At 63.3% G+C, this 16,207-nt stretch carries 17 protein-coding genes; 5 read left to right on the top strand and 12 right to left on the bottom strand.

Going from position 1 to position 16,207, the window contains the following annotated elements:
- Positions 1 to 18 precede the first annotated feature (18 nt).
- The 7 genes from ACN0S5_RS04500 to ribA all read right to left on the bottom strand — a co-directional run bounded on the left by ACN0S5_RS04500 (position 19) and on the right by ribA (position 7,589).
- On the bottom strand, positions 19 to 1,668 hold the full coding sequence (locus ACN0S5_RS04500) for an ABC transporter permease (RefSeq protein WP_417206351.1): 1,650 nt from the start codon (positions 1,666 to 1,668) through the stop codon (positions 19 to 21).
- On the bottom strand, positions 1,665 to 2,270 hold the full coding sequence (locus ACN0S5_RS04495; protein ID WP_417206349.1) for a DUF1330 domain-containing protein: 606 nt from the start codon (positions 2,268 to 2,270) through the stop codon (positions 1,665 to 1,667). The genes ACN0S5_RS04500 and ACN0S5_RS04495 overlap by 4 nt, the downstream gene beginning before the upstream one ends.
- A gap of 107 nt (positions 2,271 to 2,377) precedes the next feature.
- Positions 2,378 to 3,499, bottom strand: a complete 1,122-nt coding sequence (locus ACN0S5_RS04490; protein WP_417206347.1) for an extracellular solute-binding protein — start codon at positions 3,497 to 3,499, stop codon at positions 2,378 to 2,380.
- Positions 3,500 to 3,610: 111 nt separating this feature from the next.
- A complete protein-coding gene (locus ACN0S5_RS04485) occupies positions 3,611 to 4,714 on the bottom strand; it encodes an ABC transporter ATP-binding protein (protein WP_417206345.1) in 1,104 nt (367 codons plus the stop codon).
- 145 nt (positions 4,715 to 4,859) lie between these two features.
- Positions 4,860 to 5,441: a L,D-transpeptidase family protein gene (locus tag ACN0S5_RS04480; RefSeq protein WP_417206343.1), complete on the bottom strand. Its 582-nt coding sequence runs from the start codon at positions 5,439 to 5,441 to the stop codon at positions 4,860 to 4,862.
- Positions 5,442 to 6,443 carry an LLM class flavin-dependent oxidoreductase gene (locus ACN0S5_RS04475; protein WP_417206341.1) on the bottom strand — a complete coding sequence of 334 codons (1,002 nt, stop codon included), beginning with the start codon at positions 6,441 to 6,443 and terminating at the stop codon, positions 5,442 to 5,444.
- Between the two features lie 63 nt (positions 6,444 to 6,506).
- A complete protein-coding gene (ribA, locus tag ACN0S5_RS04470) occupies positions 6,507 to 7,589 on the bottom strand; it encodes a GTP cyclohydrolase II (RefSeq protein WP_417206339.1) in 1,083 nt (360 codons plus the stop codon).
- Positions 7,590 to 7,736: 147 nt separating this feature from the next.
- Here ribA and ACN0S5_RS04465 point away from each other — a divergent pair, with 147 nt between their 5' ends.
- Positions 7,737 to 8,423 carry a response regulator transcription factor gene (locus ACN0S5_RS04465; RefSeq protein ID WP_323770556.1) on the top strand — a complete coding sequence of 229 codons (687 nt, stop codon included), beginning with the start codon at positions 7,737 to 7,739 and terminating at the stop codon, positions 8,421 to 8,423.
- Between the two features lie 422 nt (positions 8,424 to 8,845).
- On the opposite strand, the gene ACN0S5_RS04460 is transcribed toward ACN0S5_RS04465, so the two are convergent.
- Positions 8,846 to 9,328, bottom strand: coding sequence for a MarR family winged helix-turn-helix transcriptional regulator (locus ACN0S5_RS04460; protein WP_417206337.1), 483 nt, complete (start codon positions 9,326 to 9,328; stop codon positions 8,846 to 8,848).
- Positions 9,329 to 9,431: 103 nt separating this feature from the next.
- Between ACN0S5_RS04460 and ACN0S5_RS04455 the strand changes: the two genes are divergently transcribed.
- A complete protein-coding gene (locus ACN0S5_RS04455) occupies positions 9,432 to 9,860 on the top strand; it encodes an organic hydroperoxide resistance protein (protein WP_417206335.1) in 429 nt (142 codons plus the stop codon).
- A 21-nt stretch (positions 9,861 to 9,881) separates the two neighbouring features.
- Here the strand turns inward: ACN0S5_RS04455 and ACN0S5_RS04450 are convergent, their stop codons facing one another.
- Together ACN0S5_RS04450 and ACN0S5_RS04445 are read right to left on the bottom strand one after the other, a co-directional pair.
- Positions 9,882 to 10,235 carry a YigZ family protein gene (locus ACN0S5_RS04450; RefSeq protein ID WP_417206333.1) on the bottom strand — a complete coding sequence of 118 codons (354 nt, stop codon included), beginning with the start codon at positions 10,233 to 10,235 and terminating at the stop codon, positions 9,882 to 9,884.
- A gap of 45 nt (positions 10,236 to 10,280) precedes the next feature.
- Positions 10,281 to 11,234 carry a LysR family transcriptional regulator gene (locus ACN0S5_RS04445; protein WP_417206331.1) on the bottom strand — a complete coding sequence of 318 codons (954 nt, stop codon included), beginning with the start codon at positions 11,232 to 11,234 and terminating at the stop codon, positions 10,281 to 10,283.
- 180 nt (positions 11,235 to 11,414) lie between these two features.
- Here ACN0S5_RS04445 and ACN0S5_RS04440 point away from each other — a divergent pair, with 180 nt between their 5' ends.
- Complete coding sequence (locus tag ACN0S5_RS04440; protein WP_417206329.1) at positions 11,415 to 11,627, top strand: hypothetical protein; 213 nt, start codon at positions 11,415 to 11,417, stop codon at positions 11,625 to 11,627.
- Between the two features lie 79 nt (positions 11,628 to 11,706).
- Here ACN0S5_RS04440 and pnp read toward each other — a convergent pair whose 3' ends face one another.
- On the bottom strand, positions 11,707 to 13,848 hold the full coding sequence (gene pnp, locus ACN0S5_RS04435) for a polyribonucleotide nucleotidyltransferase (RefSeq protein ID WP_417206327.1): 2,142 nt from the start codon (positions 13,846 to 13,848) through the stop codon (positions 11,707 to 11,709).
- A 318-nt stretch (positions 13,849 to 14,166) separates the two neighbouring features.
- On the opposite strand from pnp, the gene ACN0S5_RS04430 reads away from it, so the two are divergent.
- Positions 14,167 to 15,423: a cation:proton antiporter gene (locus ACN0S5_RS04430; protein WP_417206325.1), complete on the top strand. Its 1,257-nt coding sequence runs from the start codon at positions 14,167 to 14,169 to the stop codon at positions 15,421 to 15,423.
- Positions 15,424 to 15,457: 34 nt separating this feature from the next.
- Complete coding sequence (locus tag ACN0S5_RS04425; protein WP_417206323.1) at positions 15,458 to 15,685, top strand: N-(5'-phosphoribosyl)anthranilate isomerase; 228 nt, start codon at positions 15,458 to 15,460, stop codon at positions 15,683 to 15,685.
- A gap of 129 nt (positions 15,686 to 15,814) precedes the next feature.
- On the opposite strand, the gene rpsO is transcribed toward ACN0S5_RS04425, so the two are convergent.
- On the bottom strand, positions 15,815 to 16,084 hold the full coding sequence (gene rpsO / locus ACN0S5_RS04420; protein ID WP_323770567.1) for a 30S ribosomal protein S15: 270 nt from the start codon (positions 16,082 to 16,084) through the stop codon (positions 15,815 to 15,817).
- Between the last annotated feature and the right edge of the window lie 123 nt (positions 16,085 to 16,207).

Below are 16,207 nucleotides of genomic sequence, written 5' to 3'. Positions count from 1 at the left end.
TTGCCGTAAAGACCATCCTCAGCCCCCCAGCTTGACGTTGTCGATGCCCACAATCCGGTCATAGGCCCAGTAGAGGATCAGGACCGCCGCCAGCAGGATCGACCCCAATGCCGCCGCGAGTCCCCAGTTGAGGCTGGACGAGATGTGATAGGCGATCCGGTTCGAGATGAACGTACCCGTCGTGCCGCCGACGATTTCGGGGGTGATGTAATAGCCGATGGCAAGGATGAAGACGAGGATCGACCCGGCACCGATGCCCGGCACCGATTGCGGGAAATAGACCCGCCAGAAGGCCGTCCAGTTCGTCGCGCCAAGGCTTTTGGCCGCGCGCACATAATAGGGCGGGATCGTCGACATCACCGAATACATCGGCAGGATCATGAAGGGCAGCAGGATATGCGTCATCGCGATAATCGTGCCCAACTGGTTGTTGATCATCACCAGACGCGCGTCATCACCCACCAGCCCGATCCAGACCAGCACATCGTTGATCACCCCTTGCTGTTGCAGCATGACTTTCCACGCGCTTGTGCGCACCAGAAGCGAGGTCCAGAACGGCAGCAGCACAAGGATCATCAACAGGTTGGCCGTGCGCATCGGCAGGTTCGACAGCAGATAGGCCACCGGATAGGCCAGCATGATGCAACTGAAGGTGATCATCAGCGACATGAACATGGTGCGCTTGAACAGCAGGCCATAGATGCGCTCTTTTTCGTCGCGCAGGGCCACGCCGTCGGGCGTCTTTTGCATGTCGACCGCGTTCAGGAAATACCCCGAGGTATAGGCCGAGCTATAGGCCTTGATCGTCTGCCAGAGGTCGACGTCCAGCCAATCCTTGTCGATCTGCTCGAACCCGTCCTTAAGCGCGATGGTCTCAAAATCGGGACTGTCGACAAGCGCATCGGCCGCTTTCAGCATCTCGGCGCGCGGGCCGGAATAGCTTGCGAAATCGCCGTCGCGCAGGTCTTCGTACAGACGGGTGTGCACGATGCTCCACGGTTCTTCCTTGAGCAGGCTTTTCTCGTCTTCCTCAATCGTGAACTCGGCAAAGGCGCGGTAGATCTCGGCGGTGCGCGGCAGCAGGTCGGCCACCCCGTCGCGCAATTCGAAGGCGGGCAGCGGGTCGCCCTTTTCCCAGCCTTCCATTGCCTTCAGCCAGTCGGGCGCGCCCATCAGTTCGGCCCAAGGCTCGCCCTCGTCCCAATCGCCGTCGAGGTCCTTGAACTGGTCCTGATAGACCTCGCCGATGTCGTCCAGACCACGGCCCGTCTTGCGGAACAGCGACGAACTGCCGGTCTTTTCATAGTTCAGGCGCGAGCCGACCCGCGAGTGCAGCTTGTTCTCGGCGGCAATGAAAAGATCGGTGTAGGCGGCATCGAAAACCGCGACGCCGGGCAGATCGCCGGTGGAGGCGTCCCAATCCTTGATCGCCGCGGCGGTCAGCGGCATGGTCCCGTGGACCGTGCCCTGCTGGCTGTCATCAACCGAACGGAACAGCATGTCCGCGATCGGCGCGATAAAGGTGATCAGCACAAACAGCAGCAGCGGCGCGATCAGCGCCAGGGCCCGCAGCTTTTGCGCCCGCAGCGCCCGTGCAAGGCTGCGCTTGAGCGGTGTGCCATCGGCGGCCAGCATCGGGCCCGAAGTGGTCTGGGTGGTCTCGGTCACGCGGCGCCCTCCACAAGAATAATTGTGCCTTCGGAAAAGTCGCGCCGGATTGCGGCGACCTCCTGATAGGCCGGATCATGATAGGCCGCGCGGGCGGCCTCGAAACTTGGATAGGCGATCACCACATGGCGTCCGCCCAGATCGCCCTCCAGCACCTCGGCCTGACCGCCGCGCACGACATAGCGCGCGCCGTAGCCGCGCATGATCGGCGTGTTGCCGGTCACGTAGGGGCGATAGGCCTCCGGGTCGTGCACCGTGACATGGGCAATCAGATAGCCCAGCGGCGTACCGCCTGCGGGGTCCGGCAGATCCTCGTCGTTGCCTTCGGCAACCATGATCGTGCTGCTGGCAGAGGCATGGCGGATCTTGGCGACCTCCTGATAGTCGGGGTCGTGATACGCGGCCTTTGCGGCCTCGAAACTGTCGAATTCAAAGACGATGTGGCGGTCCTCGGCGGCACCTTCGACAACCTCGGCCTGCCCGCCGCGAACCAGAAAACGCCCACCCAAACCCATCAGGAGCGGGGTGTCCTTGGCGACGTACTCTTTGTACGCCTCGGGATCGTTCACGGTGATGTGGCCGATGATATAGCCCTTTGGCATGTCGCGCCCCTGTCCCCTGTCCGTCTTGTTGGTTCGTGGCGGGTGCGACACCCGCCACGAACGGTCTCAGGCGGCGTGGCGGGGATCATCCCGCCACCCCAAATGCCTTATTGCGCCAGCCACGCCTGGAACTTGGCGTCCAGATCGTCGCGGTAATCAGCCCACCAGTTGTAGTTGTTCACAAAGGTGTTCTGCGCGTTGTTGGGATCGGTCGGCATGTGCGGCGCCATTTCGATGCCCAGTTCGGCATGGGTCGACACCAGCGGAGCCGAGCTTTCGCGGGCCGGACCGTAGGAGATGTACTTGGCCTGATCGGCAAGACGCTGGGTGTCGGTGGCGTACTTCACAAAGTCCAGCACGCGGGCCAGACGGTCCTCGGGCAGATCCTCGGGGATCACCCAGCCGTCAAGGTCGAACATCTGCCATTCCCAGGCCATGCCGATCGGCTGGTCCTGCTCGACGATGGCCGAGAACAGGCGACCGTTGTAGGCCGACGCCATGAAGACTTCGCCATCCGCCAGCAGCTGGATCGGCTCTGCGGAAGAGGACCACCAGATGGTCTCGTCCTTGATGGTGGCCAGCTTTGCCAGCGCGCGCTCTTGACCTTCTTCGGTCTCCAGCATGTCGTAGACGTCCGCGTAGTCCACGCCGTCACAGAGCAGCGCCCATTCCATGTTGGCGATCGGCTGTTTGTTCAGCGCGCGCTTGCCCGGATAGGTTTCCAGATCGAAGACGTCACAGGCGCCGGTCGGCGCTTCGGCACCTTCAGGCACCTGGTCGGTGCGGTAGCCGAAGGTGGTCGAGAACACGATCTGCGGGATAAAGCAGTCGGAGACGATCATGTCGCCGAAATCATCCGAGGCCGATGTGCCGTCAGGCGCGGACGCCAGCACTTCGTCGTGGTCGACTTCCATCGCCAGACCTTCGTCGCACAGGCGGATGGCATCGGCGGCCTCCACGTCGACAAGATCCCATGTGATGTTGCCGGCTTCGTTCATGGCGCGCAGCTTGGCCACCGCCTCGGACGAGCTTTCGTCCCAGGTTGCGGACACACCGGCGTTCGCGGCCAGATAGGGCTCGACATAGGCTTTCTGCTGCGACGCCTGATAGGCACCACCCCAGCTGACCAGTGTCATGTCCATCGCCATGTTGCCATGGCTTTCGGCAAAGACGCCGGTCGCAGCAACGGTCAGGGCCGAGGTCGCCAGCAGAGTCTTGGTGAGTTTCATGTTATACTCCCTTTGGTTACCCGTTTTGTCTGGAGGGCGGGTTACGGGCTTGTACACCGCCCCAAGATCACGCCCCGCGCGGTTGTTCCGGCGCGGGATGCGATGTTCAAGTTACCCGGCGTCCAGCGCCCGGCAATCTTCGGGCAGCCAGCCGATCTCGATCTGGCTGCCGGGCTGCAACCGCACCTGGTCCGGTGCGTTGCGGGTCTTGATGACAAAGTTGTCATTGCCCGCGACGCGCAGCCTGGTGCGAAAGATATCGCCCATGTAGATGAATTCCAGCACTTCGGCCTTCAGCGTGTGAACGCCTTCCTTCAGGCGGTCCTTGTTGAACTCGACCCGTTCCGGGCGGATCGAGACGCGCGTCCGCTCACCCACCTTGCTGACGTTCACCGGCGTCGCGTCCAGCACCTCGCCGTCGTTCAACTGCACAACGCAGGTATTGCCGCTGATTTCCTTGACCACGCCTTCCAGCGTGTTGTTCTCGCCGATGAACTGCGCGACAAAACTGTTCTGCGGCTTTTCATACAGCTCATCCGGCGGGGCCAGCTGCTGGATGCGGCCGTCGTTGAAGACGGCAACGCGGTCCGACATGGTCAGCGCCTCGGTCTGGTCGTGAGTCACGTAGACCACGGTGATGCCCAACTGGTGCGCCAGATTGGTGATCTCGAATTGCATGTGCTCGCGCAGCTGCTTGTCCAGCGCGCCCAGCGGCTCATCCATCAGCACCAGTTCAGGCTCAAAAACCAGCGCGCGCGCCAAAGCGATCCGCTGTTGCTGACCGCCGGACAACTGCGCGGGACGGCGACCGCCAAAGGCCCCCATCTGCACCATGTCCAGCGCGTGTTTGACCTTTTTCTCGCGCTCCGACTTGCCCAGCTTGCGGACTTCCAGCGGGAACGACAGGTTTTCGGCCACGGTCATGTGCGGAAACAGCGCGTAGTTCTGAAACACCATGCCGATGCCGCGCTTGTGCGGCGGGATGTTGTTGATCGACACGCCGTCCAGCTTGATCTCGCCGTAGGTTGCGGTCTCGAAGCCCGCCAGCATCATCAGGCAGGTGGTCTTGCCCGACCCGGACGGTCCAAGCATGGTCAGGAACTCACCCTTGGGCATACTGAGATTGAGATCTTTTACGACCAGCGTTTCGCCGTCATAGCTTTTCTGCACGCGCTCAAAGGCAACGAATGCGTCGCCACTTGCTCCATCGGCCACGTCAGACTCCCTGTCTGTTATGTCGCGGATTTTTTCCGCTGTCTTAACGCCAGACTAAAGCGTGTGACGGGATGGGTTGCAAGTAAATCGCTGGATTCAGCGTATCCCATGCGCAAATCCGGTCGTTTCGGTCAGAAAATCAGCGTCATACGGGTCGCGTGGCCTCTGAATTGCGGCGATTCGGGAAGACTGGCGGCGGGTTGTTTGCCTGGTGTGCCAGCGCCCTGGGCACGATCAGCCGGGTGTCGCGGGATATCCGCGCCGCAATCCGTTTCAGATGGTCGGGCCGGAACGCCACACAGCCCTCGGTCGGGACGCCCGGACGCCGCCAACGGTGCAGGAAAATCGCCGATCCCCGCCCCCGTTCCGCCCGTGGCCAGTTCCAGTCGGTCAGGATCACCAGATCGTACAGCCGGTCGCCGCGCCGCAGCCGCTCATGGCTCCAGCCATAGGGTGCGCGCACCATGAGGTTATAATCCTCGTGGGCCGGATCGTCCGACCACAGGTCTGACGGCCCGATCGGCACCGCCCAATCTGCGGGCCGCGCGATCCGGTCCGGGCGATAAAGCAAGCCGACGATCCGGTGCACCCCCGCCGGGGTCGCCCCGTCGCCTTCGCGTTTGTCGGTGGTCACAGCCCCCTTGCCGATCACGCAGGGCCACTGACGGCCCGCAAACCGCAATCCCACGGGCGTCAGCACCATATCGTTGACAGACGCGGCCCGCATTCAGGCCGCTTCGGCCCGTGAGATGCGGCCCATCACGTCGGCGGCGATCTCGAAGGACCGCAGGCGGGCGGCGTGGTCATGGATCTGGCCGGTCAGGATCACCTCATCCGGCCGAAACTGTGCGATCAGGGCGCGCATCTGCGCCTCGACCTGCGCCGGATCCCCCACCGCGCTGATCCGCAGCGCCTCGTCCAAGGCGGGCATCGCACCGGCGGGCACCACCGTCGACAGGTCGTCCACCGGCGCGGGCAACTTGCCCGGCTGTCCCGTCCGCAGCCGGTAAAACGCCTGCTGCATGGTGGTGCGCAACCGCCGCGCCTCGGGCTCAGTGTCCGCCGCAAAGACGTTGACCGCCATCATCGCATGCGGTTTGTCCAGCGTCTCCGAGGGTTTGAAATACCGCCGGTACACCTCCAGCGCCTGTTCCAGCATCTGCGGCGCGAAATGCGAGGCAAAGGCATAGGGCAGCCCCAGCAAAGCCGCCACCTGCGCCCCGTGCAGCGACGACCCGAGAATCCACAAAGGCACCTGTGTCCCCTCCCCCGGCAGCGCCCTGACCGGGCGGCCTTCCTCACGCGGGCCCAGCATCGCGCGCAGGTCCGCCACCTCGTTGTGAAATTGCTCGGACCGTTCGGGATGGACGCCCAGCGCCCGCATGACCGCGTGATCGCCCCCCGGCGCACGGCCCAGCCCAAGGTCGATCCGATCCGGATACAGCGTCGCCAGCGTGCCAAAGGCCTCTGCCACCGCCAGCGGCGCGTGGTTCGGCAACATGATACCACCCGCCCCCACCCGCATCCGCGAGGTCAGCCCGGCCACATGGCCGATCAGAACCGCCGTCGCCGCCGAGGCGATCCCCGGCATGTTGTGATGTTCCGCCATCCAGTACCGGTGAAAGCCCCAGCTTTCGGCATGGCGCGCCAGATCGCCGGTGTTGCGCAGGGCGTCGGCGACGGTGGCCCCTTCGGGAACAGGCGACAGGTCAAGCAGGGAATAATGCATGGGACAGGCTCCTTTGACCGCAAAGCTATGCACGGCAGCCGCGCGAACAAGACCCCGCGCCCGTCATAGCAGGTGCCCGGACTTCGCCGCCTTCACCGCCAGATACCGGCTGTTGAACGGCGTCTCGCCGACTTTCAGCGGCACCCGCTCCGGCACCGCGATCCCGCAACTTTCCATCATCCGCATCTTGGCCGGGTTGTTGGTCATCAACCGGACAGCGGAAAACCCCAGCTTGCCAAGGATCTGCGCGCCCAGCCGGAAATCCCGTTCGTCATCCTCGAACCCCAGCCGGTGATTGGCCTCGACCGTGTCGAACCCCTGATCCTGCAAGGCATAGGCGCGCATCTTGTTGGCAAGGCCAATGCCACGCCCCTCCTGTTGCAGGTACAGCAGCACGCCGGCCCCCTCCTGCCCCATCTGCATCAGCGCCGCGTTCAACTGCGGTCCGCAATCGCATTTGAGCGAACCCAGCAGGTCGCCGGTGAAACAGGCCGAATGCAGCCGCGCCAGAACCGGCGCGCCGCGGTCGGGGCGGCCAATCTCGATGGCATAGTGTTCCTCGGACCCGTCCTTGGGGCGGTAGATGTGCAGCCGCGCCTTTTCTGCCGCGCGCAGGGGCACACGGGCCGAAACGACGTGATCCAGTTCAGGCAAGGCATCCAGCAGCGGCGCGGCCTCTGCCGCGTCGATCAGCAACAGCCCCTCTGCCGTCGCCGTCTGCGCCGACACCGCGACCACCAGCGCGGCGGGCAACAGGCGCGCGCCCTTGCACAGTTGCAACGCCAGCCGGTGCAGCGCCGCCGATCCGCCGCGCCGCGTCTGCAACGGCCCTTTCATCGGGTTCGCCAGATCGTCCGCCGGGTCCGCCAGATCCTGCACCCACGACAGCCGCGCCTCTTCGGGGACGACAACCCGCGCCACGCCCAAGTCATAGGCGCGCGCCTTCAGCGTCGCCGCGCGCCGGTCGGTCAGGGCAAGGTCCAGCGGTCCCAGCGCCCGCAGCGCGCACAGCCGCGCCTCTGACAGCGTTTCCGCCGAGGCGACCAGCACCGTCTCACCGCCGCCCGTCAGCCCGACAGGGACGCCCATCCGCAGGTCCGCCCGCGCCCGCGCAAGTGTTTCATTCAGGTCCGGCCTCAGTCCCACCAATGCACCCTCCGGCTGGCCAACTCCCCGGCTTTCTGTAACATTTCGCCCCCACGCACACGAGCACGTGAGACGCTTGCAGCAAAGCTTGCCGGAGGCGCACTCTGATCACAAATGCCTGAAAACGCAACACGGAGGCCCGAAGCCATGGCGCAACTGCGAAACATCCTGTTGGTCGATGACGAAGAAGACCTGCGCGAGGCATTGGCCGAGCAGTTGATCATGACCGAGGACTTTGAGGTTTTCGAGGCTGACAGCGGCACGACGGCCATGTCCCGCGTCAAGGAACAGATCTACGACCTGATCATTCTGGATGTCGGCCTGCCCGATACCGACGGACGCGAACTCTGCCGCCTGATGCGCAAACAGGGGGTCAAATCGCCGATCCTGATGCTGACCGGCCATGACAGCGACGCCGACACGATCCTTGGCCTTGATGCCGGTGCCAATGACTATGTGACCAAACCGTTCAAGTTTCCGGTCCTGCTGGCCCGCATCCGCGCCCAGTTGCGGCAACACGAACAGTCAGAGGATGCGGTTTTCACCGTCGGTCCCTACACCTTCAAGCCCGCGATGAAGATGCTGGTGACCGAAGAGGACCGCAAGATCCGCCTGACCGAGAAGGAAACCAACATCCTCAAGTTCCTCTACCGCTCGACAGAGGGCGTGGTGCCGCGCGACACGCTGCTGCATGAGGTCTGGGGCTACAACGCCGGTGTGACCACCCACACGCTGGAAACCCACATCTACCGCCTGCGCCAGAAGATAGAGCCCGACCCCTCGAACGCGCGCCTGCTGGTCACCGAATCCGGCGGCTACAGATTGGTCAGTTGAACCGACCTCATCCTTAGGTCGGACTGGGCAGCGTCTCTTTGCTGCGGTACGGTTGGTCTCATGCCGCCTTGACCGAAATCAAAGTAGCATCGCCCGGTCATCTTATAGATCGATGGTAACAGTTCCCGTGGCATGTGCGGGTCATCGCATGCACCTCCCTGTTGGACCTGGCCGGGCTTAGCGCCCGGCCTTTTTTTGTCCGGCATCCAGGGGGCCGCTGCGGCGCATGTCGCGGCCCCCGGACGTCGCCCAAAGGAAGTGGGCCCCGGCATCCCGTGCCAGGGCCCCGGAACGTTCCGTGAGTGTCGAAGGGCCGCGTTCCGGCAGGTCTGTCTATCCCCGAACCCAATGTGCCGGATAAGGGTAAATGATCGGTCAACGTTCCCCGTTTTCCGGGCCGGGAAACGCCCCGTTGCCGCGATCTACCGGGGGTCCGCCTGTCTCGGGGCCGCGCCCGCCACCGGGTCCAGATCGGCCTCTTCGCGCAGGTTGTCGCGCAGGATCATCACGTCGTCGCGCAGGCGCACCGCCTCGTCCATGCTCAGGCCGGTCTGGTCCAGAAAACAGCGCGACACCTCGGCGCTTTGCGCCTGCAAGGCGCTGCCCTCATCTGTCAGCCGGATGCGCACCTGCCGCTCGTCCGCCGGATCGCGGCGGCGGGTCAGCATGCCCTTCGCCTCCAGCCGTTTGACCAGTGGTGTCAAGGTGTTCGATGCCAGTTGCATCTGTATGGCAAGTGATCCCAGCGTCCTGTCATCCTCGGACCAGAGCGCCGACAGCACAAGGTATTGCGGATAGGTCAATCCCAGCGGGTCAAGCAGCGGCTTATAAGCCTGCTGCATGGCGTGCCCGGCAGAGTACAGCGCAAAGCAAAGCATTTCGGAAGGTGAGAGTGTCTTTGTCATTCGACCTGAATAAGTCGTGCACGAAATAATCGCAAGCGTTGACAACACCCGTGGCGACGACTTATCTCGTGCTGGAAATAATCCAACACGAAAGGACTCCCTCATGAGCGTGGACACCAAATACTGGACCGAAGCCTGGGCCACCGGTGGCGGCCGCAACGGCACCGCAGGTCTGGCCTCGGGGATGCTGACCGTGACCATGACCAGCCCGACAGAGCTGGGCGGATCGGGCAAGGGCCACAACCCCGAAGAGCTGTTCGCCACCGGCTACTCCGCCTGTTTCCTCGGCGCGATGCGCTTTGCCGCGCAGAGCGAGAAACTGGGCGATGTCCCCGAAGACGCAAAAGTTGCCGCACATGTGGGCCTCGGCCCGCGCGACGACGGTGGCTTTGGCCTCAAGGTCAAACTGTCGGTTTCGCTGCCGGGTGTCGACCGCGCCGTGGCGGAAAAAATCGTCGAGCGCGGGCATTTCATCTGCCCCTATTCGAACGCGACGCAGGGCAATATCTCGGTCGAAACCGAACTGCTCTGATCCCACCGGGATGCGGGGGGCTCAGGCCTCCCGCGCCTCGATGAACTGGCGCACCGCGTCCTGCACGTGGCGAAACCGATCGCCGCCCAGATGTTTGCCGCCGTACCAACGTGTGACCACGACAATCGTGTCGCGCAGATCCTCGCGCTCCAGCATCCGCAGGATCACCATGCCTGCCCCGCTCTCGCCATCGTCGTTCTTCAGCGGACCGTCCGCCGTCAGGCAGGCCCATGTGTTATGCGTGGCCTTGGCGAATTTCTTGCGCCGCTTCAATTCTTTGAGAAACGCCGCCGCCTCATCCGGCGCGCGGCAGGGCCCGCCCGACACCGCGTAGCGCGACCCTCGGTCGCTGATGATCCCGTCCAGTATCAACATGGGATCGCCCTAGATCCGTCGGACACCGAAGGCAAGATCGGTGTCCTATTCCTGCTCATCCGCCTGACCGCCCCCGGACCAGTCGCTGCCCAGCGCGGTCGGGGTTTCCTCGCTGATCGCCTCCAGCCGGGTCATGACCTGATCCTGCTCCACCGCCAGCCCCGCCGCGACCTCGCGCAGGGCGATTTCGGCGGCGGATCGCAGGTCTGCGGGCAGATCCTCGCGCCAGACCGTCCAGACCGGATAGGGAAAGCTTGGCGCGTCGGGCACCAGAAACAGCTCTCCCCTGTCCAGATGCCGCGCGACATAGCGGGCGGGCAGATAGCCCGCCAAGCCGCGCTGGCGGATGTACTCGGCGCTCATCGCGCCCAATGACAGGGTCAGGCCCGGATTGGTCAGGTCCGGCAGGTGCAGCGCATGGGCCTGCACAAACTCCGGCCCCCAGTCGACAAAGGCATAGCGCCCGGCCAGATCCATGTCCGGGTTCGGCCATGACGCGACCAGCACCAGTTGCTCATCCATCAGCTTTTCGACCGCCAGCCCCGGACGCAGATGCGGCGTGTACAGCAGCCCCATCTGGATCACCCCTTCGATCAGGTATCGCGTCAGCCGGTCGGGCATTCCCAGTTCCGCGCGCAGGTTCACATCCGGCCGCATCGCCCGAAACCGGTCGAGCCAGCCAAACCCCAGCCGCGCCCAGAGCGAATACTGCGCGCCCACCGAAAGGCTGGTGGTAAAGCCCTCGGGCACCGCAATCTGCTGGCGCGCCTCCTCCCATGTGCGCAGCAGCGACAGCGCGTAGCTCTCAAAATGCCGCCCCGCGTCGGTCAATTCCGCCCCCGCCTTGGAGCGTGTGAACAGCGCCCGCCCCAAGGAGGCCTCCAGCCGCGCGATGCGCAGACTGACCGCCGACTGGGTGACAAACAAGCGATCCGACGCGCCGGCAAAGGACCCGTTGGCGGCCACCTCCAGAAAGGTGCGGATCAGGGCGATGTCCATTTCCTATCCTCAAGTAAATCTCGTTTTAAGCCTAATTCTTATTCGTTTTTCTTGAGTGTCGAAAGGGCGTATTTCAAATCTCACAGGGAGGCGGTCGGGCCAGACTGCCTTGGCGGGATCATCCCCCCCGACAAGAGGCCCGACCAACCTGCCGCCAGCCGCCCGCGAAAAGGAGCGACCATGACACAGATGAACCCTCGCGGTCTGACCGCAACCGCCGCCGCACTTGCCCTGATGCTGATGGGCGGCTGTTCCGCCGAACGCGCCTTTGACAACACCGTCGATGCCTCTCTGTTCGTGGGCAAAACCGCCGTCAAAGCCACCGCCGGGGCAACCAAACTGGCGGTCAAGGGCACCCGATCGGTTGTGCGCGGCGCAAGCGATGAAATGTAACCTCCCGCTTTGACACGAAAAAAGCCCCGGACCGTCGGTCCGGGGCTTTCTGTCTTGGTCATAAAGACGTGGGGCGCGATCAGCCCTCTGCGTCTTCTTTCGCGTCTTTGGCGACTTCTTCGCCGGTCTCTTGGTCGACCATCTTCATCGCCAGACGCACCTTGCCACGGTCGTCAAAGCCCAGCAGCTTGACGTACACTTCCTGGCCTTCCTTCAGAACGTCCGAAGGATGGTTCAGGCGGCGGTTTTCGATCTGGCTGACATGCACCAGACCGTCGCGCTTGCCAAAGAAGTTCACAAAGGCACCAAAGTCGACGATCTTGACGACCGTGCCTTTGTAGACCTTGCCCTCTTCCGGCTCTGCCACGATCGAATAGATCATGTCATAGGCCTTTTTGATGGACTCACCGTCCGGCGAGGCGATCTTGATGATGCCTTCGTCGTTGATGTCGACCTTTGCGCCCGACACTTCGACGATCTCGCGGATCACCTTGCCGCCCGAGCCGATCACTTCACGGATCTTGTCGGTCGGGATCTGCATGGTCTCGATGCGCGGCGCGTGAACGCTGAATTCACCCGCGGTCGTGATCGCCTTGGACATCTCGTTCAGGATGTGCAGACGGCCCGCCTTGGCCTGTGCCAGCGCGGCTTTCATGATCTCGGGTGTGATGCCCGCAACCTTGATGTCCATCTGCAACGAGGTGATGCCGTTTTCCGTCCCGGCCACCTTGAAGTCCATGTCGCCAAGGTGGTCTTCGTCACCAAGGATGTCGGACAGGATGCCGTAAGAGCCATCCTCTTCCAGCACCAGACCCATGGCCACACCGGCCACCGGTGCCTTCAGCGGAACGCCCGCGTCCATCATCGACAGCGAGCCGCCGCAGACCGACGCCATCGAGGAGGAGCCGTTGGATTCCGTGATCTCGGACACAACGCGGATGGTGTAGGGGAAATCCGTCGCCGCCGGCAGCACCGCCTGCAACGCACGCCATGCCAGCTTGCCGTGACCGATCTCACGACGGCCGGGGCCACCGACACGGCCAACTTCGCCAACCGAATACGGCGGGAAGTTATAGTGCAGCAGGAAGTTGGAGCGATAGTTGCCGTGCAGCGCATCGATGATCTGCTCATCGTCGCCGGTGCCCAGCGTGGTCACGACCAGCGCCTGTGTTTCACCACGGGTGAACAGCGACGACCCGTGGGTCCGCGGCAGCAGGCCGGTTTCCGACACAATCGGGCGGATTTCGTCCAGCGCACGGCCGTCGATACGGCGGCCGTTCTTGACCACGTCGCCGCGCAGAACCACTGACTCCAGCTTTTTCATCGCCGAGCCAAGGTTCGGATCGGCAAGCTGCTCTTCGTTCAGGCCCGACTTGATCTCTTCTTTCAGAGCGGAAACCGCCGTCACGCGCTCTTGCTTGTCAGAGATGGCATAGGCGGCGCGCATCTTCTCTTCGCCAGCGGCCTTGACCACGTCGTACAGCGCCGAATAGTCGGGAGCCTGGAAATCGAACGGCTCCTTGGCGGCTTCTTCGGCCAGTTCGATGATCGTGTCGATCACCGGCTGGATGCTTTCATGCGCGAACAGAACCGCGCCCAGCATCTCATCCTCGGTCAGTTCATAGGCCTCGGATTCGACCATCATGACCGCGTCTTTGGTGCCCGCGACAACCAGATCGAGCCGCTGCTCGGGGTTGTTGCGCAGGCGGTCCATGTCGTCGACGGTCGGGTTCAGGACGTATTCACCGTCTTCGAAGCCAACGCGCGCGCCGGCGATCGGGCCACGGAACGGCGCACCGGAAATGGTCAGCGCGGCGGAGGCGGCGATCATCGCGACGATATCGGGATCGTTGACAAGGTCGTGGCTCAGCACGGTGCACATGACCAGCACTTCGTTTTTGAAGCCGGGCACAAACAGCGGGCGGATCGGACGGTCGATCAGGCGCGCGGTCAGGGTTTCCTTTTCGGTGGGCCGGGCCTCACGCTTGAAGAAACCACCCGGCACCTTGCCCGCCGCGTAGTATTTTTCCTGATAGTGAACGGTCAGGGGAAAAAAGTCCTGCCCTTCTTTCTGGTGCTTGGCAAACGTCACGTTGGCCATGACCGATGTCTCGCCCAGGGTGGCGATCACGGTGCCATCAGCCTGACGGGCAACCTTGCCCGTTTCCAGTGTGAGCGTTTCTTCGCCCCACTGTAGCGTCTTCTTCACTTCTTTGAACATCAAAAATCCTCTGGGAGGCACTCCCGAGCCCCTTGGCACGGGTCCTCCGATTGACTGGCGGCCCCATTGCCGCCGACCCCTTCATCATCCCATGCGCCGGGTCAGTGCGTCACGTCTCAGATGCGAGGCCCATACATCAGACGGCGACCTTTGTGAAGCCGTTCAATAGACCCGCGCCCGCCATCGCCCGGCATTCGCCCTTTGACGCCAACGGCTTTTGCCGAACGGCGCTTTTGCCGATCCGTGCCGCCGATCTTCGTTTGCCGACACCCTGCGGCGTGCTAAACGCCGCGCAGTCGTTTTAGCCAAAGTGTATCTATGACCCTGCTTCAGATCGCCTCCCTTCTCATTGTCCTTGCCGGGGTGTTCGGCACCATCAACTACTTTTTCTTTCGCCTGCCCTCGGCCATCGGCATCCTCGTGGTGGCGCTGCTGGCCTCGATGGCGGCACTGGGTCTGGATCTTGTGCTGCCCACCCTCGGGATCGCCGAGACCCTGCGCGGCGTGGTGACCGGCATCGATTTCTCCGATGCGCTGCTGGAGGGGATGCTGGGGCTGCTGCTGTTTGCCGGGGCGCTGCATGTCAAGCTGTCGGACCTGCGCGCGGTCTGGCCCACCGTCCTGCTGATGGCCACCATCGGTGTCGCCCTGTCCACCGCCGTGATCGGCTTCGGTTTTCACTGGCTGACCGGCGCACCGATCCTGATTGCGCTGGTCTTCGGCGCGCTGATCTCTCCCACCGATCCGGTCGCCGTCATGGGCGTTCTGAAACAGGCCAACCTACGCAAGTCACTGGAAACACAGGTCGCGGGCGAAAGCCTGTTCAATGACGGCGTGGGTTATGTCGTGTTTCTTGTCCTTGTCGGTCTTGCCTTTCCGGCGCTGTCGCATGGCGATGCGCATGGCAGCCCGGCGATGGACGCGGCCAAGCTGTTTGCCCAGGAGGCACTGGGCGGCGCGGTCCTCGGGATCGTGCTGGGCTGGCTGACCTTTCGCGTCATGCGCCACATCGACGACTACGCGCTGGAGGTGCTGCTGACCCTCGCGCTGGCCTTTGGCGGGTATGAACTGGCGATCTTCCTGCATGTCTCGGCCCCCATCGCGGCGGTTTGCGCGGGTCTGCTGATCGGCGACATCGGCGCCAAACACGGCATGTCCGAAGAAACCCGCGAATACGTCGAAAAGTTCTGGGTGCTGATCGACGAAATCCTGAACGCGGTGCTGTTCATGTTGATCGGGGTCGAGATATTCGCCGTCGCGCTTGAGGTCGACATGCTGGTCACCGGCGTGCTGTGCATCGCGCTGGCGCTGTGCGGGCGGCTGGTGGCGGTAGTGGTGCCGATCCTGATGCTGAAACCTTTCCGCAGCTTTGCGCCCGGTGTCATGCCGATCATGACATGGGGCGGGTTGAAAGGCGGTATTTCGGTCGCGCTGGCCCTGTCGTTGCCCGATGGTGAGTGGAAACCGCTGATCCTGACCGTGACCTATGTGATCGTCGTCTTTTCGATCATCGTGCAGGGGCTGACGGTCGGGCGGCTGGCCAACCGGGTCGGGCGCGAGCCGGATCTGGTTTAACGCACCGTTAACCACGGTGCCGCAGACTTCGCCTATGACCGAGGTGCTGCCAAGATATCCCGACCGCTGGCTGGATCAGGTGTTTTCCGCACAGGCGGTGGCGAAACGCGGCGTGATCCGCCGCTCTGTTGTCTGGGTGGAACACGAGATCGGGCGCGATCGTTTCATCGCGGAGGTGCGCCTGCGCGGCTTTCACCTGCTCGAAGGCGGGGGGCAGTTCATCGTGATCTGCTGCCGGGGTCCGGTGCGAAAGCTGGTCTGACCCCCGACGGTGACACGAATTTTCGTCGAAAATTCGCCCCTCCCCCGGCGACAAACGGCCCCCGCAAACGAGAAACGCCCGCCTCCTTGCGGAGACGGGCGCCTGTCCCTCGGTCGGGGTGCGTCGCGCTTAGCGGCGGATGCCCAGGCTGGCGATCAGCGTCTTGTAGCGCGCTTCGTCCTTGGCCTTGAGGTAGTCCAGCAGCTTGCGGCGCTGTGCAACCATCATCAGAAGGCCACGACGCGAGTGGTTGTCCTTCTTGTGGGTCTTGAAGTGTTCGGTCAGCGTGGTGATACGCGAGGTCAGGATGGCCACCTGCACTTCGGGCGAACCGGTGTCGCCTTCCTTGGTGGCGTATTCCTTCATCAGGCGGGTTTTTTCTTCCGCAGTAATCGACATCGGGGTCTCCTTTTCGGATCAAAGGGTTATGGCACAAGCCGGGATGTCGTCCAGCAGGGCCCGTGGAGAGGTCCGCAGATGCGGATGCGCGCAGGTACGTGATTCCCCGCCGCTTGGCAAGGC

The sequence above is a fragment of the Antarctobacter sp. genome, from assembly GCF_048262615.1.
GTDB lineage: Bacteria > Pseudomonadota > Alphaproteobacteria > Rhodobacterales > Rhodobacteraceae > Antarctobacter.
The sequence above is the reverse complement of the archived record's forward strand: the minus strand, read 5'-3'. Positions and strand labels throughout refer to the sequence as shown.

Coding starts and splice junctions, on each gene's coding strand:
- ACN0S5_RS04495 (WP_417206349.1), bottom strand. CDS start 2,270: ATGCCAAAGGGCTATATCATCGGCCACATCACCGTGAACGATCCCGAG.
- ACN0S5_RS04490 (WP_417206347.1), bottom strand. CDS start 3,499: ATGAAACTCACCAAGACTCTGCTGGCGACCTCGGCCCTGACCGTTGCT.
- ACN0S5_RS04480 (WP_417206343.1), bottom strand. CDS start 5,441: ATGCGGGCCGCGTCTGTCAACGATATGGTGCTGACGCCCGTGGGATTG.
- ACN0S5_RS04475 (WP_417206341.1), bottom strand. CDS start 6,443: ATGCATTATTCCCTGCTTGACCTGTCGCCTGTTCCCGAAGGGGCCACC.
- ACN0S5_RS04465 (WP_323770556.1), top strand. CDS start 7,737: ATGGCGCAACTGCGAAACATCCTGTTGGTCGATGACGAAGAAGACCTG.
- ACN0S5_RS04460 (WP_417206337.1), bottom strand. CDS start 9,328: ATGACAAAGACACTCTCACCTTCCGAAATGCTTTGCTTTGCGCTGTAC.
- ACN0S5_RS04455 (WP_417206335.1), top strand. CDS start 9,432: ATGAGCGTGGACACCAAATACTGGACCGAAGCCTGGGCCACCGGTGGC.
- ACN0S5_RS04450 (WP_417206333.1), bottom strand. CDS start 10,235: ATGTTGATACTGGACGGGATCATCAGCGACCGAGGGTCGCGCTACGCG.
- ACN0S5_RS04445 (WP_417206331.1), bottom strand. CDS start 11,234: ATGGACATCGCCCTGATCCGCACCTTTCTGGAGGTGGCCGCCAACGGG.
- ACN0S5_RS04440 (WP_417206329.1), top strand. CDS start 11,415: ATGACACAGATGAACCCTCGCGGTCTGACCGCAACCGCCGCCGCACTT.
- pnp (WP_417206327.1), bottom strand. CDS start 13,848: ATGTTCAAAGAAGTGAAGAAGACGCTACAGTGGGGCGAAGAAACGCTC.
- ACN0S5_RS04430 (WP_417206325.1), top strand. CDS start 14,167: ATGACCCTGCTTCAGATCGCCTCCCTTCTCATTGTCCTTGCCGGGGTG.
- ACN0S5_RS04425 (WP_417206323.1), top strand. CDS start 15,458: ATGACCGAGGTGCTGCCAAGATATCCCGACCGCTGGCTGGATCAGGTG.
- rpsO (WP_323770567.1), bottom strand. CDS start 16,084: ATGTCGATTACTGCGGAAGAAAAAACCCGCCTGATGAAGGAATACGCC.